This window comes from Pontibacter pamirensis (genome assembly GCF_010015475.1).
Lineage (GTDB): Bacteria > Bacteroidota > Bacteroidia > Cytophagales > Hymenobacteraceae > Pontibacter > Pontibacter pamirensis.
Genome location: NZ_SSNI01000008.1, coordinates 27,097 through 52,075, shown reverse-complemented (window position 1 = coordinate 52,075; position 24,979 = coordinate 27,097). Strand labels below are relative to the sequence as shown.

The following is a 24,979-nucleotide window of genomic DNA, read 5'->3' as shown; positions in this document are numbered from 1 at the left end:
AACTCAAGTCAGCGAAAACGGCATATTTTCGTAGAAGGAGGATGATGATCAAAGCAGCACCCAAAGTACCATGATCCGCCTCCGTAACGTAACAAAAAAATTCGGTTCACTGCTGGCGGTTGATGACGTGACACTGGATGTAAAAGAAGGTGAAACGCTTGTGCTGCTAGGCACCAGTGGCTGCGGCAAAACCACCACCCTTAAACTCATCAATCGGCTGGAGGAACTCACCGCAGGCACTATTGAAGTAGCAGGAACAGATATACAGCATCAGAAACCGGAGGAACTGCGTCGGCAGATGGGGTATGTGATACAGGGCGCAGGGCTGTTTCCGCACTATACCGTTCAAGAGAATATCGCAGTGGTGCCGCGCCTGCTGCACTGGTCAAAAGAGAAAATCGAAGCCCGCACACGGGAAGTGCTGGATCTGCTCAGAATATCAGCGCAGCAGTACCTTCCAAAATATCCGCATGAATTGAGTGGGGGGCAGCAGCAACGGGTAGGCTTGGCCCGCGCGCTTATTTCGGACCCGCCCGTGATACTGATGGATGAACCTTTTGGGGCCTTGGATCCCTTTACACGCATCAGCATCCGGCGTGAATTTAAAAATATCGAGGCGCTGCGGCATAAAACCAAGGTACTGGTGACGCACGACGTGCTGGAAGCTTTTGAACTGGGCGACCGCATCTGCCTGATGGACGACGGAAAAATTCAGCAACTGGGCACAACACAGGAACTGGTATTCCGTCCTGCAAATGGTTTTGTAATGCGGTTCCTGCAAGACCAACTTTTCCAGCTACAGCTACAGGTGCTGCAACTGCAGCACCTAAGGCCTTACCTGCCTGCTGTTTCTCCTTCTAATATTCATAATGCCATCGCTATACCCGAAATGGAAAGTGTGCTGGAGGCCATACAAATATTAACAGCCACCGGCGCACCGCAACAATGCCTCACCTTGAATGCAACTACTGCCGCGCCTGCACAGGCAGCTACCGTGGCGGACCTGATGGCTGCTGTAGAACAACTAACCCTCACGCTACGCAAATGACTAATGTTCTGGACCTCTGGGATTTTTTGCAGCTACAGGCCGACACGTTGCTGGAGCAGACACTGGAGCACATCAGCCTTACTTTCATATCCCTTGCCCTGGCCATACTCATCGGGCTGCCGGTGGGCCTGCTCATTACCAGGTATAAAAGAGGCGTCGGGCCAACGTTTGGCATTACGGGCGTACTGCAAACAATTCCTAGCATAGCGCTGCTGGGCTTCCTGATTCCGGTACTGGGAATTGGCCCGAAACCCGCCATATTTGCACTGTTTCTCTACTCGCTGCTGCCTATTATTCGCAATGCCTTTACAGGCGTGACGCAGGTGGATGCAAAGGTGAAAGAAGCGGCGCGCGGCATGGGCATGACCGACTGGCAACTGCTCACGCGGGTGGAACTGCCGCTGGCGCTGCCGGTGCTATTTGCCGGTATCCGCACGGCAGCGGTATTGAATGTGGGTGTGGCAACACTGGCAGCCTATATTGCGGCGGGCGGTCTGGGCGAGTTTATCTTTGGCGGCATCGCCCTGAACAATACCCCTATGATTCTGGCCGGCGCTATTCCGGCAGCTCTGTTAGCCGTGGGCATCGACTTTCTACTGGCGCGCCTCCAACACCTGCGGCTGCCGCTGCTGCGCCCGACAGCATTGCTGCTGTTTCTGGCTTTGCCCCTGCTATCTTCCTTTTACCTGTTGCCGAACCGAAGCGGCTTCCAGGCAGGGCTAAGTCCGGAATTTGCCGGAAGGGACGACGGGTATCCCGGGCTGAAAGAGACTTATGGTCTCGACCTGAATACGGTTATCATGGCGCCAGCGCTGGTGTACAAGGCAGTATATGAAGGAGACGTGGATGTGATAGACGGCTACTCCACTGACGGCAAAATTAAAACATACAGCCTGCGTGTGCTGGAGGATGACCAGAACTCCTTCCCACCCTATCACGCGGCTCTTCTGGTACGGGAGCCGGTTCTGTTGCGGCACCCGGAGCTGCGGGAAGTGCTGGAGATGCTCAGCGGCACCATCAACGATTCCACCATGACAGCCCTTAATTACCAGGTAGATTTCGATAAAGCTGCTCCGGCAGCGGTGGCGCAGGCTTTTCTGAAGCAGCAGGGGCTTTGGCGGCCTTCGCAGAATGGTACTGGCGAAACCATCCAACTAGGCTCAAAGATCTTTACCGAACAGTACATTCTCACAGAGATGCTTTCCCAATTGATACGGGGCTATACTAACCTGCAGGTGTCGGCGCGGACAGGTTTGGGCGGAACTAAAATATGCTTCGATGCACTAACGGCTGGCGAAATAGATATTTATCCGGAGTACACGGGTACCGGATTGCAAGTAATTCTCAACACACCTCAAACGGTGGTAGATAGATTATCTAAAGAGAATGAAAAGGTATACCAGTATGTGGCTGACCGGTTTCAGGAACAGTATAACATTATTTGGCTGCCGCCACTGGGGTTTAACAATACCTATGCGCTGATGATGCGGGAAGAGCAGGCCGCAAAACTGAACATCCGCAGCATCTCTGATTTAAAAAATCACCTAAACCCTTAAGCCAGTTACTGCCCTTAACATTACTTCAGCTTACACTTTGAGCACCTGTTTCAACGGATGAAGTACAGCTACTTACAAGATATATCGTGTGCTGATTTTCTTAATTCTAAACTATATAGTAAATTTACTGATAGATGGTTTTATCTCAGCCTCGTAAAGAAGCTTAAGATAAGATCGAAAATGTACATTAAATTAAGATAAACTGTGAGCGAAACTAAAACAAGATTCAGAGCTGGCGTACTGCACGGTGACGAAGTAACAAAGCTTTTCAAGTATGCCAACGAAAATAACTTTGCCCTCCCGGCTGTTAACGTTATTGGTTCTAACTCTATCAATGCGGTGCTGGAAACAGCAAGAGATGTAAATTCCCCTGTCATTATCCAGTTCTCCCATAGCGGTGCGCAATTTAATGCAGGCAAAGGCCTGGCAAACGAACTACAGAAGTCTGCTATTGCAGGAGCCGTTGCCGGTGCGCGCCACGTGCATATTATGGCGGAGGCTTACGGCGTACCTGTTGTATTGCACACCGACCACGCAGCTAAAAAACTACTGCCTTGGATTGATGGCCTGTTAGATGCCGGTGAGAAATTCTTTGCCGAGCATGGCAAGCCTTTGTTCAGCTCGCACATGCTGGATTTATCTGAAGAGGATCTTCAGGAAAATATTGAGACCTGCGCCGAGTACTTAAGGCGTATGGATAAAATGGGAATGACCGTTGAAATTGAACTAGGCGTAACTGGTGGCGAGGAAGACGGCGTAGACAACACTGATGTAGATAGCGCCCGCCTGTATACACAGCCGGAAGAAGTGGCGTATGCCTATGAGGTGCTGAACCAGATTAGTCACCGCTTCACCATCGCAGCTGCTTTCGGTAACGTGCACGGTGTATACAAGCCAGGTAACGTAGAGCTTCGCCCTGAAATCCTAAAGAGCTCTCAGGAGTTTATCCAGCAGAAACACAACACTGTTGAAAACCCGGTTCATTTTGTTTTTCATGGTGGTTCCGGCTCTGAAAAGGCAAAAATTACTGAGGCGATTGAGTATGGTGCTATCAAAATGAACATCGATACGGACATGCAGTGGGCTTTTTGGGAGGGCATCAGAGACTATTACGAGTCTAAGAAGGATTACCTGCAAACTCAGCTGGGCAACCCAGAGGGTGATGACGTGCCTAACAAGAAATTCTATGACCCACGTGTTTGGCTGCGTGAAGGAGAGAAAACTTTCACGAAGCGCCTGAAAGAAGCGTTCGAGGATTTGAACGCTATCAACCGAAACGCGTAAGTTTAACCATACATGAACAGAAAAGGTGGAGCTTTGGGGCTCCACCTTTTCTGTTTAATTGACGTTACGCAACACAAGTTAAAAATTTGTTTTTATTCCCAGCGGGACGACCTATTCATAGACTGAGGGCCTTAAACCGCCCTTAGCTCCAGCGGAGCGGCCTGTAAAGATACCCCACAGGTCGCTCCTCCGGAGCTAATGAAGCCCTAAATGTTTACTATCTACCGGTCGTCCCGCTGGGACTCCTGCGTAACGCCAGTTATTTAAACTCAAATGAAGATCTAATGTATCGCTAACTTAGATATTTGTAAGTTCTCGATGCTCCAGGAGCCATTGGTAAATTTTATCTGTGTCTTCTTTTTTACAAAGCTCCGAGCCTGGGGTCATGGTTGCGGCTGTACCGGCTGCCACGCCGTACCGCACTACTTCGTCCATATTCATATTGCCCTTCAGCAGGCTCATGACCATGGCTCCTACCATGCTGTCGCCAGCGCCCACTGCACTTTTCTGCTTTACGGGAGGCGTCATGATATAACTTATACCGCCTTCTTTGGACGCTACCATGGCTCCACGAGGCCCCAGCGACACCACCAGCACTTTACATTTTCCTTCTTCCAGTATCTGCACTGCGATCTGCTCCTGTTCCAGTGCCGACACCTCCTCTTTTCCAACTAATGCAGCAAATTCATTCTGGTTTGGCTTCAGCAGGTACACTCCCTCTCCTGCCGCTTTTAAAAGGGCGTCTCCTGACGTGTCCACTATCAACCTGAAACCACGCCGGTTTGCCATTTGAGCCAGTTGCAGATAAAAATCATCTGGAACACCTGGTGGCAGGCTCCCGCTGGCTACAACATATTTTGGCAGCTCCTTATCAGGAATTTCATCTAACTTGTTTAGGCACTGCTTCCACTCCTCCTCGGACGTTTCAGGGCCTGGCATACCAAAGCGAAACTGGTTACCGGTATTTTCCTCCATTACCATAAGGTTTTCACGGGTCCAGTTTTTGGCTTTCATAGCCTTGAAACTAATACCTTCCTCTTTCAACAAACTGCAAAGCTTCTCACCTGAAGGACCTCCTGATAAAAACCATGCACAGGAATTTCCCCCTAATTTTTTGATGGCGCGGGAAACGTTTATGCCTCCCCCACCGGGTTCATAGTAGGGAGTGCTGCACCGAATTTTCTTCTCAGGCTGTACCCGATTTGTATAAGTGCTTTTATCTAAAGCAGGATTGAGTGTTATAGTGAGTATATCGTGCATAATGTTATATTTTAGTTGAGACGCAGCAATGCATATGCCTATTAATTGCTTACTGCCTAAGTATTTAAATTTATCGGCTTATATCGAATTCCCGCCGGTCACCTGTCTGAAAAGTATATACGGTGCCGTTTACGCCAATCTGTACTTCTTTAGCCCAGCCTCTGTCGATAACAATCAACAGTTTGTCATGGGTAAAGCTAAGCGAGATCCAGTGGCTGCGGTAGCGTAGCTGAAAATTGAGACAACCTATCTCTTCTGGTAAAGCAGGTGCCAGCCACAGCACATTGTCCCGTATCTCCAATCCTGTAAAACCCCGCTGCACCAGGTCCACGGTACCTGCCATGGCTCCTAAATGAATGCCCTCGGGAGTGGTGCCTCCCTGCACATCCTCTACATCACTTACCAAAGCTACTTGAAAGTTCTTATACGCCCGCTTCCGGTCTGAACGCGCCAACACCCACGAGTGTACAATCTTACTCAAAGTAGAGCCATGAGAGGTGCGCTCCTCATAATAGGCAATGTTTTCATGTATGTGTTCTGGTTTGAAGGAGTAACCGAGCAAATCAAATATATGAATCAATTCCTCTGCAGAGAACAGGTAAAAAAGCATGAGCACATCCGCCTGTTTGCTGGCCTTATACCTGTTCACGTTGTCGCCTTCACTTTCTAAAATACGGTCCAGGCGCATCGACTCTCCATACTTTTCCTTATACTCCTGCCACGGGAAATCCTCAAGCTGCTCATAGCCTTCAAATTGCGCCATGATGTTGCTCTGGCCAATAAAAGGAACATACATTTTATGGCTGATATCGCGCCAGCGTTCTATGTCTGCCTCCGAAATTGTTAGCTTCTGGAGTAGCTCCTCCACACGGGAGTCATCCAATATTCCAAACAATTGCAGCGCCCGCTGAATCACCCACACCGCCATGACGTTGGTATAAGCGTTATTACTCAGGCCCGGTTCCTCAGAGTCCGGGTAATCAGCGTGGTATTCGTCAGGGCCAACCACATGATGGATTTCAAAACGGCCTGTCTTTGTGTTAACCTCAGCAATAGTAGACCAGAACTGGGCGATGTCTAAAATCATCTCGGCTCCCACAAAAGTGAGAAACTCCATATCCTCTGTTGTCTGATAATACTGCCACACATTATAGGCAATAGCACCATTTATGTGCCGCTGGAGATGTGTATTATCCACCAGCCAGTTTCCAGATTGAGGATTTAAGTGAACCTGCTGGGTTTCCTCCTGCCCATTGCTGCCACTCTGCCACGGGAACATAGCTCCCCTGTAACCAGCCTTTGCGGCAGCATATCGCGCTTCGGGCAATCTACGGTAGCGGTAGAACAGGAGTTCGCGGGTTAATTCCGGCAGGTGCATGTTCAGGAAAGGAAAGATGAACAGTTCATCCCAGAAAATATGCCCCCTGTAAGCCTCGCCGTGCAGCCCCCTTGCCGGCACCCCTACATCCATTCCTATGGTATTGGCAGAAACAGTTTGCAGCAGGTGGAAAATGTGCAGCCTAAGGATGGACTGGGCTTTGCTGTTGCAGGCTATCTGCAGTTCTGTTCGGTTCCATAGGCGTTGCCACGCCAGCCTGTGTTTTTCCAGTAAGTGAGTAAAACTACCCTGTCTTTCGCTGTTTCTGCAGGCATCCTGCAGCGGCTCTGATATGGCCTTATCCCGGGAGGTTTGCAGTTGCACCACTTTTTCGACCCGGAGAGGCCGCTTATGCTCACATTTTACCCTGAGATGTTGCGCCACATAGCCATCTTCTGTCTGCAGTGTGCGCACTACTTCATTGCCTTTAGGCTCCATGTAGATGCGCGTACGCGCTGCCAGGGCCATCTGGATCTTGGACTGCACCGTTTGAACTTTCAGGAAGATGGTTTCTTCGTTATGCTGCCCCTGCTGGAGTGGCTCGAGGTGCTGGCTTTCATAATCACGATACCGGGACACGCCACTATTGACAACCTGGCCATCCAGCGCAGACTTTATCTCTATCTCGCCAGACCAGTTTTGCGGTGTCAGTTCCCATTCTATAACTGCCACATGGCGATTTGCCATACTAACCAGCCGCCTGCTGTAAAGCGTACTTTCGCGGCCGCTGCCATCGCGGAAGCGCATTCTGCGTTCCAGTAAACCTTGCCGCATATCCAGTTCCTGCCTGAAGGAGATAACTTCTACCCGACTTACATCGAACCATTCTTCATTTGTGTGACGGAAGGTAAGTGGCAGCCAGTTCGGCCAGTTCACCAGGTCCTCGTTCTCAACCTGCCTGCCTGCTACCTCAGATACAAGTCTGTTATAACCACCAGCCAGGTAGGTGCCCGGGTAATGGGTTTTCTGGTCCGCATCGGCCTCTTCAAAGGCCCCACGTGTCGCAAAATAGCCATTGCCTAAAGTGCAGAGTGCCTCCCGTAGTGGCTGCTCTTCCGGAGCCCAGGTGTCATATGCAACTTTCCAATCATACATCCTGCTGACTTTTTATTGTTTGCGTGAGCGCTTCCAAAAAAGCGAGTACGTCTGTAACATCCTCCAGTCTATACTCAGCAGCTGTTTTATCATCGTGCTCGCCCACCATAATGCCAATGCCCTCGCCTTGCAGCTCAGCAAAAGCATCCTCGTCTGTAATATCATCCCCGATATAAAGCGGCACAACATCAGGCTTGTTTAAATCCAGTTCATCCATCAGCCACCGCACGGCTTTGCCCTTGTGCCAGTCCAGGTTTGGCTTCAGTTCCATTATTTTTTTGCCGGGCCCTTTTTTTAGCTCCGGATGCTGGCCTATCACTTCCTCTGTTACCTGCAGCACCTTGCTTACCTGCTCATCAGGCACGTTACGGTAATGCACGGCAATAGCGTAGCGCTTTCGCTCTACCAGCACCCCCTCCACATCCTTCAGCCGCTCGTCAAGTGTTTTCTGGGCTTTATCAAGGGCTGGCACTGCTTCACTGGCACCACCAGGTTCTGTGTGCATGTTATTCGGGCCGGAAATATCAAAGCCATGGGAACCGGCATAGTAAAGATTGTCCAACTGCACCAGATTTTCTACGTTGGCACGGTCGCGACCACTTACCACGGCAACGCTGCATACATTTGCCAGCCGCTGCAGGGTGTCCCGCATCTCCTGCGTCATTACCGCCTTGTCAGGGTCCTTTACAATGGGACTCAGGCAGCCATCATAATCCAGGAAAACAGCAGGCTTTTTGCCGTTAATCAGTTGGGGAATATCTTTCAAGGCAGAAGGGAGTTCTGTTGCCTCGTGCTTCTGAACAGTTTTAGTTGATTGGTTTTTCATAGGTTTTTATTCTGTTGGAAATTTTTCCAGTACCAGGTTGGCACCGTGTTTTAAAAGTTCTGTTGTTTCGTCTGTTCTATTTATGCCCACCACCAGGGCAAAGCCACCTGCCTTGCCCGCCTCCACACCCGCCAGCGCGTCTTCAAAAATGGCAGCCTCACTTGGTTGCACGCCCAACTGCCGGGCGGCTTCAGTGAACACGTCCGGGGCAGGCTTGCCTTTCAGCCCCAGTTCGACGGACATAACCCCATCCACCCGCACCTCAAAGAGTTCCTCCAGGCCGGCAGCCGCAAGAATAGGCTGGCAGTTTTTACTGGCTGAAATGACTGCTGTGCGAAATCCCTGTTCTATTTTCTGCTTCAGAAAAGCTACCGTGTCATTATACACCTGTACGCCGTCCTGCTTAATCACCTCCTGAAAATAATTGTTTTTTAGGTTCCCCAAACCAGCCACTGTTTCTTTACCTGGGGCATCAGCCGCTGTTCCCTCCGGTAGCACAATATTGCGGGACGCCAGAAAATTTCTCACGCCATCGTAGCGGGCTATGCCGTCTATATATTCTCTGTAATCTGTGGCTATTTCCAGCGGCTTGTATACAACACCCTCCTGTTTTCCACGCTGCAGCAGATAGTCATCAAACATCTTCTTCCAGGCTTTCGCATGCACCTTCGCTGTCTGCGTGATCACCCCGTCCAGATCCAGGATCAGGGCTTTAATTTTTCTTTCTGAAAGCAGTTGTGAGAGAGTGGATGGAGGCATATACTAATCTTGGCTGGTAATTTTCTTTACATTCACTTCAGTTAGTTAGTACCTGTTTTATACCCTTAAAGTTGTTACAAGCTATTTTCCTCACTACAAACAGTACCAATTAAACAGCTGCGCCTTGGGCATCAAAAGCCTATAAACAGACAAAGCCTCATTATAGAAGGAGGCTTTGTCTGTTAGTATTTAGTATAAAGTGCTTTCGCTTAGATTCGAAAGCAAGTAAAAAATCTTCTAAGAATTAATAGTCGTCTCGTCTTCTACTTTTACCTCAGAGGCAAAACCCTTAATAACAAGGTCAGCGCCACTTTCCTCCAGCGATTCTTTTCTAAAGCCATGGTCCACGGCAACTACGAGCCCGAAGCCGCCTGCTTTGGCGCCTTCTATACCAACAACGGCATCTTCAAAAACAGCGGCCTCCTGTGGCTGCACTCCTAATTTCCGTGCCGCCTCCAGAAAGATATCCGGATTAGGTTTGTTTTTGAGCTTGAGCTCATTAGCCACTACTCTGTCAACCCGCACCTCGAAAAGCCTTTCCAGGTTGGCTCGCCGTATGATGGTCAGGCAGTTTCTACTGGCAGAGACAATGGCCGTTTTCATGCCCTTCTCCTGTTGCTCCTTTATCCACATCACTGCATTTTCAAATACCATTACGCCGCTTTGCTTCAACAGCTCGTGAAAGTACAGGTCTTTACGCTCCCCCAATCCCACAATCGTGTTCTGGTTCTCATCATCATCCGGACTTCCTTCAGGCACATCAACACCGCGTGACTTCATGAAATTACGCATCGCATCCAGGCGGGGTACGCCGTCAACAAAAGTACGGTAGTCCTCCATGAAATTGAATGGCTCATAATTTTTACCATCCTGTTCGCCACGTTGCTTCAAATAAGAATCACATAGCTTCTTCCATGCTTCAGCATGTAAAGCAGCCGTGTTGGTCACAACGCCATCCATGTCAAGGATAAGGGCTTTGATGTTTTTTTCCTTTATAAGATTGCTCAGGTTACTCATATTTGTCTATTTTTTCTTTTCCAATCAATTTCGCCCCAAGTAAAATAATCTCTGTATAAGATAGCATCACCAAGTGGCGCGCGATTAACATCCTACCAACAGGAGGCTTGGGATTTAGCTTTGTTATGATGCTTTACATCATTTCTTTCATTAGGTTGTTAGCAGAGGCAGTAAAAGCTCTGCTATCCCTCCAACTAAAGCACTTTACATTTTTTCTGCTTACACTCCGGCTGCTTTACCATAAGGAAGATGGAAGTATGTTACCTCGTTTGCTATCAAACCAAATATAAGCAGATATTAATTTAAATGTGGCTTTGTTCCATAGAAAATAAGCTACCTACAACATGTTTTAAGATGTATACCTTAAATAATCAATAGCTAGGCCACTTCACCCTTGCTTAAGGTGGCTAAATAGTCGCACTGTTATACTATCAAATAATAGGTATAGAAGGTTGCCTGAAAAAATAACAGGAGTTTAATAGCAAGGCAGAATACACAGGCGGTGAATTTTTAATGTATAATATTTCTCATCGCGAAATGACAAAGGATTTTGCCTCACATGCCAATAATGTAGCTTAAAGCCGGCAAATTGCACAAGAAAAAGGGCGAAGATGGCAAATCATGGATTCCCCTTGGTCTGCTCATCCGGGGGAGTATCAAGTGTGTGATCAGGAAGCCTTGCCGGATCATCATTACTGGTGATGTTACCAACCGGTGCCTCAGGTTGTGTGGGCACTTTATCCTCTTTCGATTCGCTTACTTTCTCCTTCCCCTCACGATGCTTCTTATTTTTCTCCATCTCTGTACTTTTATCTCATTTCGCTGTATAGCCTATATCTACGGGCCGAGCTTTATTTTGATTATGTAACGAAAATAACACTCTCGGGAAAATGCCTGTGTTATTTATTTTCCGAATTTTGATTCTTTACCCTTATAAAGCTATCATTGCAGATAAGAATTATATGGTATCCGACACAACCTTCTGGTCGTATTCAGAATAGAAAAGGTGATTTGTAGCAACATTGAAAAAAGAAACATTATGCTGAAAAACTATTCCCCTACCCAGGCAAAGTCCTGGCAGAAACTCGAAAAGCATTATAAGGAGATAGCGCCAAAGCACCTGCGGGAGCTCTTTGCGCAGGACCCGCAACGCTTTGAGAAATTTTCGCTGCAGCTGGACGACATGCTGTTCGACCTTTCTAAAAACCGCATCACGGAAGAAACGCTCTCCTTGTTAACGGAACTGGCGGAGGAAATGGAATTGCCTGCCGCTATAGAAAGCATGTTTCAGGGTGAGCCGATTAATGCGACAGAGGGCCGCGCCGTGTTGCATACTGCGCTGCGAAATTTCTCTGACGAGTCTTTAGAAGTTGACGGAGAGAACATTCTGCCGCATGTGCGCGAGGTGCAGCAGCAGATGAAGGCTTTCTGCAAGAAACTGCACAGTGGCGAGTGGAAGGGGTATACTGGTAAACCGATAAATCATGTGGTAAACATCGGCATCGGCGGTTCAGACCTGGGCCCACAGATGATATGTGAAGCCTTGAAGAGCTATAAAAAAGAAAACATAGAAATCAGCTTTATCTCAAATGTAGATGGCACAGATGCTGCTGAAACGCTGCGCCAGCTCAACCCGGAGACAACGCTATTTATTATTGCCTCCAAAACTTTCACTACCAAAGAGACCATTACCAACGCGAAAACTGCGCGTGAGTGGTTCCTGAAGAAAGCGGAAGACAAAACGCATGTCAGCAGACACTTTGTGGCACTGTCTACGAATGTGGAAGCGGTGGTGGAATTTGGCATTGCCCCTGAAAACATCTTCCGTTTCTGGGATTGGGTGGGTGGCCGCTTCTCCCTGTGGTCTGCCATTGGCCTATCCATTGCCTGCGCTCTGGGCTACGATAGGTTTGAGGAGCTACTGAAAGGCGCCGAAGCCATGGACAAGCACTTCCGGCAGGCACCGCTGCGCCAGAACATACCAGCACAACTGGCCCTGCTAAGTATCTGGTACACTAGCTTCTTCGGCTGCCAGACACATGCTGTGCTGCCTTACGACCAGTACCTGCGCCTGCTGCCTGATTACCTGCAGCAGCTGATGATGGAAAGTAATGGTAAGAGCACCGACCGCAACGGCCAACATGTTTCATACGAAACGCAGCCTGTAGTTTGGGGCGCTGCCGGCACCAACAGCCAGCACTCCTTTTTCCAGCTCATTCACCAGGGCACCGTGCTGATACCTTCTGATTTTATTGCGCCTGCCATAAGCCAAAATCCAATCGGCCAGCACCATGCGCTGCTGCTCTCTAACTTTTTCGCTCAGACAGAGGCGCTGATGAAAGGTAAAACAGAGAAAGAAGTGCGGGAAGAGCTAAGCAAGAAAAACATGAGCAGCGAAGAGCTGGAGCAACTGGTGCCGCACAAAGTGTTTGAAGGAAACAAACCTTCCACTTCAATCATGTTCAAGCATCTAACACCCTATACTTTAGGCAACCTGGTTGCGATGTATGAGCACAAGACATTTGTGCAGGGCGTTATCTGGAATGTATACAGCTTCGACCAGTGGGGTGTTGAACTAGGCAAGCAGCTGGCAGGCACTATAGAAGGAGAGCTGTTGCAGGACAAACAAGCCAGCCACGACAGCTCTACAGCAGGATTAATCAAATACTACCGTAATAACCGCTAACAAGTACGGACGTGACACGTTATAAGCGAGGTATGCTAGGAAAACTGGCATACCTCGCTTATATGTTTCAAACCTATCCTAACACTATTATTAAACAAATTCTGCAGGGAACAACAGAGCGTCTGTTGTTGCTACTCCTCACCTTGTTAAGTTTGAGTGGCTGCGTTGACGAAGATTTTATTCAGGAAGATGCGCTGGCAATAGAAGCTGAGTTGGAAGGCAAAGCCCCGGCAGGTCCTGATAGTGTGTGGGTGGTGCCAGGACGCCACTATGACCGCAGTGTCTTTCACCGCTTTTTCTGGGGCGACCACAACCGTGAAATTTGGGCTACCCCGGTAAAGCTTCCGGTTTTTAAGCTGGACTCCATAAAAGGAGGACTCAAGGTGGTTGATAAAGGCGGCGGGTTTCAAACGACCAGCTTTGAATTACAGGACAGCGCCGGACGCCTGTGGGCTTTTCGTTCTGTAGATAAAGATCCCGTTGAAGTAGTGCCCCCGTTCTGGCGCAAGACTTTTGTTGCCAATGTGCTGCGTGACCAGATGTCTGCTGCAAATCCATATGGGGCACTTATAGTACCTGTTCTGGCGGAGGCTGTAGGTGTGCACCACTCTCATCCTGAAATGTACTATGTCCCCCGCCAGGATGAAAGCTTTGGTGAATATGCACCCGATGTACAAGGGAAGGTTTTTATGCTTGAGGAGAAGTATAAAAAGCCGCCTGACATTACTACAGACTTTCCACTAGCAGATGATTTTGTAGGAACTGAAAAAGCGCTGCGCCTCCGTTTTGAATCGAACACGAACCACTTTGCTCAGAAAGAATTTGCACGGGCCAGGCTTCTGGACCTGCTCGTGGGGGACTGGGACCGCCATAAAGGACAGTGGGAATGGGCTGTTCAGAAAAAAGGGGCAGATACATATTTTGTTCCTATTCCGAAAGACAGAGACCAGGTTTTCCTGGAGATGGGTGATGGTTTAATTCCTGCGATTGCTACCAGTAAATTGCTGGTGCGCAAATTTCATTCTTATGATGATGATTTTAGCGATGTAAAAGCCTATATGATTAATGCTGAATTTGTGGATGAACGGTTTCTGCATGAGCTTTCTCTGCAGGAGTGGCAGCAGATAGCCAAAGATATACAGGTGGCGCTAACGGATGAGGTGATAGAAAAGGCCGTTCGTCAGCTTCCTGCCCCTATCTACAGCCTCACCGGAGAAAGCCTGCAACACAACCTGAAAAGCCGTCGGGATCTACTATTACAAGCTGCCAACAGGATGTACAGCATTTTAGCAAAAGAAGTAACTGTGGCAGGCTCTGATGAGGAGGAGCATTTCTTTGTAAATCGCCTCGACAACAGCCGGACTGAAGTTACTGTGAGGCGGCCTGCTTCCAACGGCATTCCACCCAGGCAGCTTTACCACCGCATCTTCTTCCGGGAAGAAACAGATCAGATTATCCTGCGCGGACTGGCAGATGATGACGTTTTTCTAGTAAAAGGAAACGTAGATGATGCTATTCCGCTTAGAATATATGGAGGCTTAGGCGAAGACAATATTGCAGACAGTTCCTCAGTAGCAGGTTTAAAAAAAATGACAAAAATCTATGACACCGAACGCGGCAACGAAATATACTTCGGTTCCGAAGCACAAGACCGCACCACCCGCGATGTGCGGGTACACGCCTATGACAGGGAAGGAAACTGAGTTAGAGAGTTAAGGTGGCATTTTCACACCTTACTAAAAGTTACAACAGCAACTGCTGCTCGCCATCTGGTTTGGCGACAGGTATCCATCCCGTACAGTGTAGGCTCGCCTGTGAAAGTATACAACAAGTTAAAGGGGTAGAAACAGCTGAACAACAGACTGCTACTACCCCTTTAACTTTCTAACTCCCAAATTCTCTAACTTCAACCCGCTTTTTTCTCTTTTGCAACGCGTTTTAACATTTTCAAGACCAGTTCTTCGATTGCAGAGATATTTTTTGATTCCGATTCTTCGGCATCGTGCCGCTTCAGGTACTTTAGGAGTTTATCTTCGCGGAAGAGGTTTACTACTTCGGGGTGAATGTAATATTTATTGCAGACACTGGGGGTATTACCCAAGCCCCTCGCTACTTCTTTCACGGCTTCTTTGATACTTTTTTCCTTGGTCAGTTCCGGCTTTTCTTCCAACACGTTCTCCAGGCACTCTACCATTCGCACAGTACCGCCCCAAGTTCTAAAGTCCTTGGCTGTAAAATCCTCTTCCGTTGCTTCCCGAAGATATTCGTTCACATCTCCTGACTCCAGCGTCTGACGCTCCCCGCTTTCATCATAGTACTGGAAGAGGTCGTAGCCCGGAATATCGCGGCACTTTTTCACAAGGCGTGCCATCGTCTTGTCCTCTAGTTCTATCTCGTGCTCCACCCCTTTTTTACCTCTAAAAGCAAAGCGTATATTGTTGCCGTTTATCTTCACGTGCTTGTCACGCAAAGTGGTGAGACCATACGACTTGTTTGACTTAGCATAGTGGCGGTTACCGATACGGATAAGCGCATTATCCATAAGCGTAAGGACAAGAGCTGTTACCTTGCGCCGGTTCAGTTTAGAGGAATTAATATCCTGCTGAATACGTTCCCGCAGCTTTGGCAGTTGCTCACCGAATTCAATCATGCGGCCAAACTTGGTCAGGCTGCGGGCCTTCTGCCAGTCCGGGTGGTAAATGTACTGCTTGCGCCCTTTTTCATCGCGCCCCGTCACCTGCAGGTGCCCCTTTGGTGACTTGCAGATCCATACATCCTGCCAGGCCGGCGGAATAACAAGCGCTTTCAGGCGCTCCAGTATTTTTCCGTCGGTTACGCGCTCCCCTTTTTCATCCAGATAAAAATATCCTTTCCCGGCACCCTTGCGGGTAAAGCCAGGCTTTTCATCTGTGGTATAACGCAGGCCGGCCCATGCTGCAGATTTGGATGGATCGGCGTATAATTCATGAAATTCGTTTTTCTTTGCCATCCTATGAGGCTTCCTCTTCTCGCTCACCCCTGCACATCATACTTTTCTTTTAGGCAAAAGTTGTACAATTACAGCGGCTTTCGCTTTGCAAACACAACAAGTTTTAGTTTTGCCTTATCTTTGTTGCACTTTATGAAAAAATGTATAGCTGATACCATGCACAAAAACATATCCTACCTCTATGCCTTCTTCGGCTTTTTTATGCTTGCCTGCGGTGTTGTGGCCGTAGATCTGGCCGGTGAACAAGCCATAACCGCCCTAATCACAGGTGCAGCAGGCGGACTCATAGGTCTAACCGCCGGTCATTTTCTGAACAGGGGCAAACGCTGGGGCTTTATATTAGGTGCCACAGAAGCCGGCCTTTTGACGCTGATTCTTGGCTGGCGGGCAGCCACTTACTTCCTCAGTCTGCTCGGAATGATGCAGCAGCCTCAGAATTCACTTTCCACAGAAACTGCAGGCATGGCTTTTCTTCTGACTACCGCCATGCTGGTTATTGCTTTCCTGACGTTGGCTGTTTCTGTGATGTTCGGCAAACAGGTGTTGAGAGAGACAAAATAGGCGTTCGTCTATAAAGTTTTCGATTCTGCAACTCAAAGCCTACCTTGTTTTGTTAATTCAACTCCACTCATAACAAAACAAACATGATTCAGAAAATTGGTTTGAGTATGGTACTTACAGCAAGTCTGGTAAGTGCGGCTGAAGCTCAGACAAAACTCGTAGAAAAGGTGACCAGGCAAGGCGATGAGTTGGTGATTCCCTACAGTAAGTATAAACTGGCAAACGGCCTGACCCTGATAGTACACGAAGATCATTCCGATCCGGTAGTGCACGTGGATGTGACTTATCACGTTGGCTCCGCCCGCGAAGAAGTAGGCAAGTCAGGTTTCGCACACTTTTTTGAGCACATGATGTTCCAGGGCTCCGATAACGTAGCTGACGAAGAGCACTTCAAAATAGTGTCTGAGTCTGGCGGTACGCTGAACGGCTCTACCAACCGCGACCGCACCAACTACTATGAGACAGTACCGAGCAATCAACTGGAGACTGCTCTGTGGTTGGAGGCAGACCGTATGGGCTTTTTACTTGATGCCGTAACGCAGCAAAAGTTTGAGGTACAGCGTGAGACGGTTAAAAATGAGCGTGGCCAGAACTACGATAACCGCCCGTATGGCTTGGTTTACGAGATGACTTCAAAAAATCTCTATCCATACGGCCATCCTTACTCCTGGACCACCATCGGTTACCTGGAGGACCTGAACCGCGGAGATTTAAATGACCTTAAAAATTTCTTTCTGCGCTGGTATGGCCCGAACAACGCTACTTTAACAGTAGGAGGCGATGTGAAACCGGAAGAGGTGGTGAGGCTGGCTGAAAAATATTTCGGATCTATACCTGCCGGTCCGGCCGTGCAGGACATGAAGCCGGTGATGCCGGTCTTGAACCAGGACCGCTATGTGTCTTACGAAGATAACATCCGTTTCCCGATGCTGCGCATGACCTATCCTACACCAGAGGCAGGTCATAAGGACGAGCCGGCGCTGGATGTGCTGGCAGAAGTGCTGGGGCAGGGTAAAAACTCTATCTTCTACAAAAACTTTGTAAAAACCCAGAAGGCAATGAATGCCTCTACCTATAACTCAACTTCTGAGCTGGCAGGTGAGTTTGGTATTACGGTAATGACCTACCCTACTACAGGCCTGGCAGAAACAGAAGCCCTGGTGCGTGAGTCTCTGAAAGAGTTTGAAGCACGCGGCATCAACGACGAGGACTTGACACGCTTTAAAGCCTCTGCAGAATCCAGCCTTGTCAACCGTATGGCCAGCGTAAGCGGGAAAGTGTCTCAGCTAGCGCATTACGAAACCTTCCGCGATAACCCGAACTACATCCAGGAAGAACTGAAGCGTATTCAGTCGGTAACGAAGGAGGATGTAATGCGGGTGTACAACCAGTACATCAAAGGCAAAAACAGCGTTATCCTGAGTGTTGTACCGAAGGGTAAAACCGAATTGCTGGCCAAAGAAAACAACTATACCATCTCTGAAGAAGGGTATACGCCTGGCGCAGACGAGTACAGCGGCCTGCAATATACCAAAGCAGTAGATACCTTCGACCGTTCTGTGCGCCCTGCCGCTGGTGCTAACCCGGTTATCAATGTTCCCAACTTCTATACCAGCAAATTAAAGAACGGCTTAAAGGTAATAGGCTCCAAGTCCGATGAAATCCCGACTGTAACGCTGCAACTCACCATGAAGGGAGGCCACCGCCTTTCTGCTACAGACCCAAGTAAAGCAGGTATTAGTGCCCTGACTGCCGACATGATGAACGAGGATACGGAGAACTATACCTCAGAGCAATTCAGTAATGAACTCGACAAGCTGGGTTCATCTATCCGAATTGGTTCAGGCACAGAAGAAACGTACATACAGGTGCAATCGCTGAAGAAGAACCTGGACAAGACTTTGGTGTTGCTGCAGGAGCGCTTGTTCAAGCCAAAATTCAACCAGGACGATTTTGACCGCCTGAAGAAGCAGCAACAGGAAGGCATCGCTAACCAGTCGACGCAGCCGACTGCTATTGCCAGCAATGTATATAACAAGTTACTTTATGGTGAAGGCAACATCATGGCCGTACCTACGTCAGGCACAGCTGAAACAGTAGAAAACATTACACTGCAGGACGTGCAGAATTATTACGACAAGAATTATTCTCCATCTGTATCTAACCTGGTGGTAGTGGGTGACATCTCTGAAAAAGAGATCATGAAAAAGCTCGCTTTCCTAAAGAACTGGAAGAAGAAGGACGTAAAGCTTCCTGCTGACAAAACAGCACCTCAGATCGAAAAGACCCGCATCTACTTTGTTGATAAGCCGGATGCAGCGCAGTCTGAAATCAGAATCGGTTACCTGGCCATGCCATTCGACGCAACGGGTGAGTATTACAAGACCGGTTTAATGAACTACGTTTTAGGGGGTGCATTTAATAGCCGTATTAACCTGAACCTGCGGGAAGACAAAGGCTATACCTATGGTGCTCGCTCCTACTTTGGTGGCAGCCAGTATGCCGGTCCTTTCACAGCCTCTGCCGGTGTTCGTGCCGATGCTTCAGCCGAGTCAGTAACAGAATTCATAAAAGAACTAACGAACTTCAAAAACGAAGGAATTTCTGAAGATGAAATCAAGTTCATGAAAAGCTCTATCGGCCAGTCTGATGCACGCAAGTACGAAACACCTTATCAGAAAGCAGGTTTCCTGGGTAACATCATAGAGTATAACCTGGAGAAGGACTTTGTTAAAAAGCAGACTACTATACTGAACAACATCACTAAAAATGAAATTGATGCGCTGGCAGCTAAAAATCTGCCTGTAGAAAACATGCACATCGTAGTGGTGGGTGACAAGAAAACAGTGCTGCCTAAGTTAGAGGCACTTCCATATGAGGTAGTTGAGCTGGATGCGGATGGCAAACCAATCGGGAGCTCATCGCTGAAATAGTTCACTCCTGTATTTATTTAAAAGAGCCCTTGTTTCCGCAAGGGCTCTTTTGTTTTGTACAGTGTTTGCGGCAGTGCCAGGAGCGCAGATGTAACCATTCAGGCGTAAACAGGCGTATTTCAGGAAGCACGTTCAGCTACTTTCTTATAGCTACAAATTGATCACTAAAACTATAAGAGCAAAGGCATGCGGAACGTTGCACTAAAACACGCCAAAAATCTATGATGAAAAATAACACGAATACTTTTTATTTTCTTGCTATCCTTGTCATGTTCCTGTTCAGCAGTTGCGGAGACAATGACGGCGTCATTTTCTCGATACAGGACGATATAAACCTGGGCCAGCAGGTATCGGAGGAAGTAGACTCTACGTACCGGGCACAAGGCAAGCTTCTAGAGCGCAACAGCAGCAATGCTCAGGCTTACCAGAACCTTGACCGCATTGTAAACCGCATCCTTACTTCCGGAGCTGTAAAATATCAACAGGAGTTTCCATGGACGGTAAAAATCATCAGGGAAGATGAAACCCTGAATGCTTTTGCCACGCCAGGCGGATATATTTATGTTTACACCGGGCTAATAGATTATTTAGAGGATGAAGACCATTTTGCCGGTGTACTAGCCCACGAAATTGCACACGCTGATAGACGACACAGTGTAAAACAACTGCAGCGCGATTATGGCATATCGCTGTTGCTCTCTGTGGCCCTGGGAAACGACCCCGGTATGCTGCAGCAGATAGCGGCCCAACTGGCCGGCAACCTGACCGGGCTTAAGTTTGGGCGAGACGCTGAAACCGAAGCCGATAACCTGTCTGTAGAATACCTCGGAGGCACAGATTATTATGCCTGTGATGGCGCAGCCGGTTTTTTTATCAAATTAGAACAGGAGGCACAGCAGCAGGGTGGCATACCGGAGTTTCTGAGTACACACCCTAACCCAGGCAACCGCATCCAGAACATTGAGCAGATGGCGACACAAAAAGAATGCAAGACCAACTCTGCTCCTGACAAGGACTTTAACCAACTGAAAAAAGCACTGAACCTATAAAGGATGAACGCTTGCATAACCAGTGGGCATTTTTGAGAGAAGAATGAAGAACATAAAGAAAAAAGCTATCCAATCCATACTGAAGGTAGAAGAAAAAATTGATGTCCTCACCTTCGAGCTAAAGAACAGGCTGGGTTTAAACCGCCCCCTGCACATTGTGACTTACCGGAGTTACGGAACCCCCACCAGGCTTTATGTAAAGGGACGTGTGCTGGTGAACAAAGGGATAACCCGATCCGAGGAAAATGATACGCTCTGGGAGAACATTCTGAACATGTACCGCCGGTTTGAGAGTGATGAGATTCCGAATGCGCGGGTACAGCTCACCCAAGAGGGACAGCACCATGAGATAACCACTGATGTGGAAGGTTATTTTATGTTGAACATAGAACCAAAGGTGCCGCTGCAGTTGGATGACATCTGGCACAAGATTGACATCAGGCTTATTGACGCACCAGTTGAATTTGAAGGCGATGTAAGCGAACCAGCCTATGTACTGGTGCCGCCCCCGGACGCAGAGTATGGCATCATCTCCGACATTGACGACACCATTGTACGCACCGGGGCAACCAGCCTGCTGGAAACAGGTAGAAACGTACTGCTGAACAACGCCCACACACGCATTCCATTCCATGGGGTGTCGCAGTTTTACCGGTCGCTGCAGCTGGGCCGAAACGGCAAGCGGAATAACCCTTTCTTCTACGTGTCCAGCAGCCCCTGGAACACCTATGATTTACTATACCACTTCCTCGAGCTGAATGAAATTCCGCAGGGTCCGCTCCTGCTTCGGGACTTTGGTATTGATGAAAAGAAGTTTCTGTCTTCTGACCACATGAGCCACAAGTATAAAGAAATTGTAAACCTGCTGGTTACCTACCCGAAGCTCAACTTCATTCTGATTGGAGACAGCGGACAGCAGGACGCTCAAATCTACAGTGAGGTGGTAAAAAACCACCCGGGCCGTATCATGGCTATTTACATCCGGGACGTTAACATTGAAAACCGAACTAAAGCCGTCACAACAATTTTAGATGAGCTAAAGCAGAGTGGTGAAGTAGAGCTGCTACTGGTAAAAGACACTGCCGCCGCCGCTGAGCACGCCGCTGAAAATGGATTTATATTCACAGAACAGGTGCAGGAAGTGAGACGGGAAGTAGAAATTGATGAAGAAGGCGATGTATAATTTTCCCCGGTGCAGATAGACATAGCAGGGGTGCTAAATTTTATTCTGCTGCATATACTTTAACGGGAGCAAAAGCTGTTATATATAGAAACTATATATCAAAGAACACTCACCCTTTATACTATGAAGCTAACTTTCCAAAAGAAAAAGCCTTCAGCTACAGTGCCTGCAAAAAAAAGCCTTGCAAGAGAGTGGGGTGACGCCATTATGTTTGCAGTGGTTTTTGCCAGTATTATCCGGTGGGCTACTTTTGAGGCTTATGCTATCCCGACTTCCTCCATGGAAAAATCGCTGTTGGTGGGTGATTATCTTTTTGTAAGCAAATTGCATTATGGCTCCCGTACACCCGGCACACCACTGCAGGTACCGCTCACGCACCAGACTATCTGGGGCACAGATATTCCTTCCTATTCTGATGCTATTCAACTAAAAACCTTCCGCCTGCCAGGCTTCTCAGAGGTCAAAAACAACGATGCCGTTGTCTTCAATTACCCTGCTGAGGAAGCCCGCCCTACGGATTTAAAGACTTACTATATTAAGCGCTGTGTAGGTGTTGCCGGGGATTCAATTGCCATTCAGAACACGCAGGTGTACATCAACGGCAAAGCCTTGGAAAATTCTGAAGAGAGACAGTTTTCCTATTAACTGAAAACAGATAGGATTTTGAATGAAAGTTTCTTCAGGGAACGTAACATGACAGAGGTTTACCGGACGCACGAAGGGTATGTGGCTTTCTTAAACCCTGAAAGAGCGGAGCAACTGGCTTCTCTGGATTTAATAAAAAAGGTGATACTGCAGCAGGAACTTCCGGGAACTGCAGAGCCAGGTATATTTCCGAATGAACCTGCACTTTACAGCTGGAACAAAGACAACTTTGGCCCTTTATACATCCCCGAAAAAGGAGCTACTGTTGCCATCACACCGGAAACGCTTCCCCTGTACAAACACATTATACTAAGGTATGAGCAGCACGAAAATGCAAAGCTACACGATGGAAAACTCTATATCGATGGCAAAGAAATCAGCCAGTATACCTTTAAACAAAACTATTATTTCATGATGGGCGACAACCGCCACAACTCCCTCGATTCCCGCTACTGGGGTTTTGTACCGGAAGATCATGTGGTGGGTAAGGCAGTTTTCGTATGGTTGTCGATGGATCCGGAAGGTCATGGACTGCTCGACAAAATCAGGTGGAGTCGCCTGTTCAGCCTTATAAATTGATTCGGTGCTTCTGGCAGCTACAGCCCACGGTTTAGGAAGTGCAGAAGCTTTTTAACTGGAGTGGTCGGCAATGATTTTCCAGCCCTCAGCAAATTTCCTGAAGATGACAGAAAAGTGGCCTTCTAAATCTCCCGCAGCTACATCACGTTTCAGGTGCCACTTCCCTACCACCAGCATCGTCTCCGGCGAGAGCTGCCGCATTTCTTTTAAGTCGAATGTGAGATGGCCCATAGCGGAAGCATCCGGGTAACCGCGCTTGTAGTTCTCCAAAGTCTGTTGCCAACCATAGGTTAATCCGCGCGAGCCTATAAACAACAGAGAATCGGACTTCCAGTAGCCTTGCATGTAGCATTCTAAATCACCGCGGCTCCAGCAGGTGCTCTGCTCCTCCAGTACACCGCGTATCTCAGTTTTAGCAGCAGCAGCGGAGGCCTGAGGTGTATGATTGCGGGTGCAGGCAGTTGTAAAGGCAAGGCAAAGGCCAAGCAAAAGCAGCAGTTTATTTCTCATCTTTCTCTGGAAGTATAGCCTTCACATATACAGTTCCGCCCAACGCCCCCATGGCACGGACAATACGGCCCCGGCGTTTCCGGATGTAGGCTGATGGGTTTCGGGCAGAATACCGGATAGGGTTCGGAAGCACGGCTGCTAACAAGGCCGCTTCTTGGCGACCAACCTCTTTCGCCGGCTTCTTAAAAAACTTTTGTGAAGCAGCTTCTACGCCAAATACGCCATCCCCCATCTCTGCTATGTTCAGGTACACTTCTATAATGCGCTCCTTCCCCCAAAGCACTTCAATCAGCATGGTGAAATAAGCTTCTATTGCTTTTCTGAAATAACTGCGGCCATGCCACAGAAACACATTCTTGGCCACCTGCTGGCTGATAGTGCTGCCGCCCCGAATATTTCCGCCTTTGCGGTTCCGCTGGAAGGCATCCAGAATGGCATCTACATCAAAGCCGCTATGTATCAGGAAGCGCTGATCCTCTGAGGCCACCACTGCCAAAGGCAGCTGTTCCGACATCTCTTCCAGGGGTACAAATCTGTAGCGAATCTGCGGGTCCTCTTTGCTTGCTAAACCTGCCTCGGCACGGCGCTGCAGCATGTGCAAAGTAGCAGGCGGCGCTACCCATCTGTACAGCAGCACCCACACTACACTGAGCAGGAACAGGCACAACATCAGCTTCACGAAAAGCAACTTCACCGCCCTGAACCCAAAACGCTTTTTAGCCATTTTTGTACATTTATTCTAAGGCCGCAAAGGTAATGAGTTTAGCATACTAATCAAGCCGGATAAGCCCAATGCCATTTGCATTTCGCTAACACTACCGCACTGTGTGCGTAAGGGAATTTAAAACACAGACCTGGCAAACACAAAAGGCAATGTTTTGTTACACTATAAGAAAACCGCATACATGAGTAAGTACCTCCCGCTTTTTCCGTTAAGTATTGTCGTGTTTCCGGGTGAGAAACTGAACCTGCATGTCTTTGAGCCTCGATATAAGCAACTGGTGCTGGACTGTGTGGAAAATGAGAAAACTTTTGGTATACCCACCTACATCCAGAGCGGCGTAGGCGTGTATGGCACCGAAGTAGAAATCCTCAACATCGAAAAAAGATATGACAACGGTGAGATGGATATACGGACAAAGGGCCTGAAATTTTTCAAGATACTGCACTTCGACAGAATGGCACCAGGCAGACTGTATGCCGGTGGCGAAGTGGAGGAAGTGGAGAACAAGGATGACGGAGACATCATCACTAAATTGAACATAACAGAGAGCCTGAAGGAATTATATGAAGCCCTTGGTATCAGTAAATTATTCCTGGAACTGCCGGAAAATTATAAAAGCTTTGACATTGCACACCACCTTGGACTGACAACGGAGCAGGAATACGCCCTGCTGCAACTGGAAAGCGAAACAGAGCGCCAGGAGGCTATTTTCCTGCACCTGCAACAGATTTTACCTGTAGTACAGGAAACAGAGCGGCTAAAAGACAGGGTGAAGCTAAACGGCCACTTTAAGCAACTGATGCCGCCTGACTTTTAGAAAATGGATAAAAGATGAAAGACAAAAGCCATTGCACAAAAAAATCTATTTACAAAGGCATAGGGACATCTCTTTGGCTA

21 protein-coding genes are annotated in these 24,979 nt (G+C 48.2%); 12 read left to right on the top strand and 9 right to left on the bottom strand.

The window, feature by feature from the left end; all coding sequences use genetic code 11:
• The first annotated feature begins 70 nt into the window (after window positions 1-70).
• The 3 genes from E1919_RS09020 (at window position 71) to fbaA (ending at window position 3,888) form a co-directional block, all read left to right on the top strand.
• Window positions 71-1,048: an ABC transporter ATP-binding protein gene (locus E1919_RS09020; protein WP_162053034.1), complete on the top strand. Its 978-nt coding sequence runs from the start codon at window positions 71-73 to the stop codon at window positions 1,046-1,048.
• Window positions 1,045-2,604, top strand: a complete 1,560-nt coding sequence (locus E1919_RS09015; protein ID WP_162053033.1) for an ABC transporter permease/substrate-binding protein — start codon at window positions 1,045-1,047, stop codon at window positions 2,602-2,604. The genes E1919_RS09020 and E1919_RS09015 overlap by 4 nt, the downstream gene beginning before the upstream one ends.
• A 204-nt stretch (window positions 2,605-2,808) precedes the next feature.
• Complete coding sequence (gene fbaA, locus E1919_RS09010; protein WP_162053032.1) at window positions 2,809-3,888, top strand: class II fructose-bisphosphate aldolase; 1,080 nt, start codon at window positions 2,809-2,811, stop codon at window positions 3,886-3,888.
• A 297-nt stretch (window positions 3,889-4,185) separates the two neighbouring features.
• Here fbaA and E1919_RS09005 read toward each other — a convergent pair whose 3' ends face one another.
• The 6 genes from E1919_RS09005 to E1919_RS08980 form a co-directional block, all read right to left on the bottom strand.
• Window positions 4,186-5,148, bottom strand: a complete 963-nt coding sequence (locus E1919_RS09005) for a 1-phosphofructokinase family hexose kinase (protein WP_202915883.1) — start codon at window positions 5,146-5,148, stop codon at window positions 4,186-4,188.
• A 70-nt stretch (window positions 5,149-5,218) separates the two neighbouring features.
• Entirely contained in the window at window positions 5,219-7,621 is a 2,403-nt protein-coding gene (locus tag E1919_RS09000) for a glycoside hydrolase family 65 protein (RefSeq protein WP_162053031.1), read from the bottom strand.
• Entirely contained in the window at window positions 7,614-8,447 is an 834-nt protein-coding gene (gene otsB / locus E1919_RS08995; RefSeq protein WP_162053030.1) for a trehalose-phosphatase, read from the bottom strand. The genes E1919_RS09000 and otsB overlap by 8 nt, the downstream gene beginning before the upstream one ends.
• A gap of 6 nt (window positions 8,448-8,453) precedes the next feature.
• Window positions 8,454-9,206: a beta-phosphoglucomutase family hydrolase gene (locus E1919_RS08990; RefSeq protein ID WP_162053029.1), complete on the bottom strand. Its 753-nt coding sequence runs from the start codon at window positions 9,204-9,206 to the stop codon at window positions 8,454-8,456.
• A 237-nt stretch (window positions 9,207-9,443) separates the two neighbouring features.
• Entirely contained in the window at window positions 9,444-10,223 is a 780-nt protein-coding gene (locus E1919_RS08985) for a beta-phosphoglucomutase family hydrolase (protein WP_162053028.1), read from the bottom strand.
• Between the two features lie 619 nt (window positions 10,224-10,842).
• Window positions 10,843-11,022, bottom strand: coding sequence for a hypothetical protein (locus E1919_RS08980; protein ID WP_162053027.1), 180 nt, complete (start codon window positions 11,020-11,022; stop codon window positions 10,843-10,845).
• Between the two features lie 240 nt (window positions 11,023-11,262).
• On the opposite strand from E1919_RS08980, the gene pgi reads away from it, so the two are divergent.
• Both pgi and E1919_RS08970 read left to right on the top strand, forming a co-directional pair.
• Window positions 11,263-12,909 carry a glucose-6-phosphate isomerase gene (gene pgi / locus E1919_RS08975; RefSeq protein ID WP_162053026.1) on the top strand — a complete coding sequence of 549 codons (1,647 nt, stop codon included), beginning with the start codon at window positions 11,263-11,265 and terminating at the stop codon, window positions 12,907-12,909.
• A 32-nt stretch (window positions 12,910-12,941) separates the two neighbouring features.
• Window positions 12,942-14,612: a hypothetical protein gene (locus E1919_RS08970; RefSeq protein WP_162053025.1), complete on the top strand. Its 1,671-nt coding sequence runs from the start codon at window positions 12,942-12,944 to the stop codon at window positions 14,610-14,612.
• A 203-nt stretch (window positions 14,613-14,815) separates the two neighbouring features.
• Here the strand turns inward: E1919_RS08970 and E1919_RS08965 are convergent, their stop codons facing one another.
• Window positions 14,816-15,898: a DNA topoisomerase IB gene (locus E1919_RS08965; protein WP_162053024.1), complete on the bottom strand. Its 1,083-nt coding sequence runs from the start codon at window positions 15,896-15,898 to the stop codon at window positions 14,816-14,818.
• 156 nt (window positions 15,899-16,054) lie between these two features.
• Between E1919_RS08965 and E1919_RS08960 the strand changes: the two genes are divergently transcribed.
• From E1919_RS08960 to lepB (E1919_RS28025), 6 genes are all read left to right on the top strand, one after another.
• Complete coding sequence (locus E1919_RS08960; RefSeq protein WP_237144188.1) at window positions 16,055-16,459, top strand: hypothetical protein; 405 nt, start codon at window positions 16,055-16,057, stop codon at window positions 16,457-16,459.
• An 83-nt stretch (window positions 16,460-16,542) separates the two neighbouring features.
• Window positions 16,543-19,392: a M16 family metallopeptidase gene (locus E1919_RS08955; protein WP_162053022.1), complete on the top strand. Its 2,850-nt coding sequence runs from the start codon at window positions 16,543-16,545 to the stop codon at window positions 19,390-19,392.
• Window positions 19,393-19,613: 221 nt separating this feature from the next.
• On the top strand, window positions 19,614-20,441 hold the full coding sequence (locus E1919_RS08950; protein WP_162053021.1) for a M48 family metalloprotease: 828 nt from the start codon (window positions 19,614-19,616) through the stop codon (window positions 20,439-20,441).
• Between the two features lie 43 nt (window positions 20,442-20,484).
• Window positions 20,485-21,624: an App1 family protein gene (locus E1919_RS08945; protein WP_162053020.1), complete on the top strand. Its 1,140-nt coding sequence runs from the start codon at window positions 20,485-20,487 to the stop codon at window positions 21,622-21,624.
• Window positions 21,625-21,747: 123 nt separating this feature from the next.
• Entirely contained in the window at window positions 21,748-22,269 is a 522-nt protein-coding gene (gene lepB / locus E1919_RS28030; RefSeq protein ID WP_317168207.1) for a signal peptidase I, read from the top strand.
• Between the two features lie 18 nt (window positions 22,270-22,287).
• Window positions 22,288-22,848 carry a signal peptidase I gene (gene lepB, locus E1919_RS28025; protein WP_317168206.1) on the top strand — a complete coding sequence of 187 codons (561 nt, stop codon included), beginning with the start codon at window positions 22,288-22,290 and terminating at the stop codon, window positions 22,846-22,848.
• A gap of 51 nt (window positions 22,849-22,899) precedes the next feature.
• Here lepB (E1919_RS28025) and E1919_RS08935 read toward each other — a convergent pair whose 3' ends face one another.
• Together E1919_RS08935 and mtgA are read right to left on the bottom strand one after the other, a co-directional pair.
• The gene (locus tag E1919_RS08935; RefSeq protein WP_162053019.1) at window positions 22,900-23,358 is read right to left on the bottom strand and encodes a YybH family protein; all 459 of its coding nucleotides are present in this window, start codon (window positions 23,356-23,358) and stop codon (window positions 22,900-22,902) included.
• A complete protein-coding gene (mtgA, locus tag E1919_RS08930; protein ID WP_162053018.1) occupies window positions 23,348-24,082 on the bottom strand; it encodes a monofunctional biosynthetic peptidoglycan transglycosylase in 735 nt (244 codons plus the stop codon). The genes E1919_RS08935 and mtgA overlap by 11 nt, the downstream gene beginning before the upstream one ends.
• 181 nt (window positions 24,083-24,263) lie before the next feature.
• Here mtgA and E1919_RS08925 point away from each other — a divergent pair, with 181 nt between their 5' ends.
• On the top strand, window positions 24,264-24,899 hold the full coding sequence (locus E1919_RS08925) for an LON peptidase substrate-binding domain-containing protein (protein ID WP_162053017.1): 636 nt from the start codon (window positions 24,264-24,266) through the stop codon (window positions 24,897-24,899).
• The last annotated feature ends 80 nt before the right edge of the window (window positions 24,900-24,979 follow it).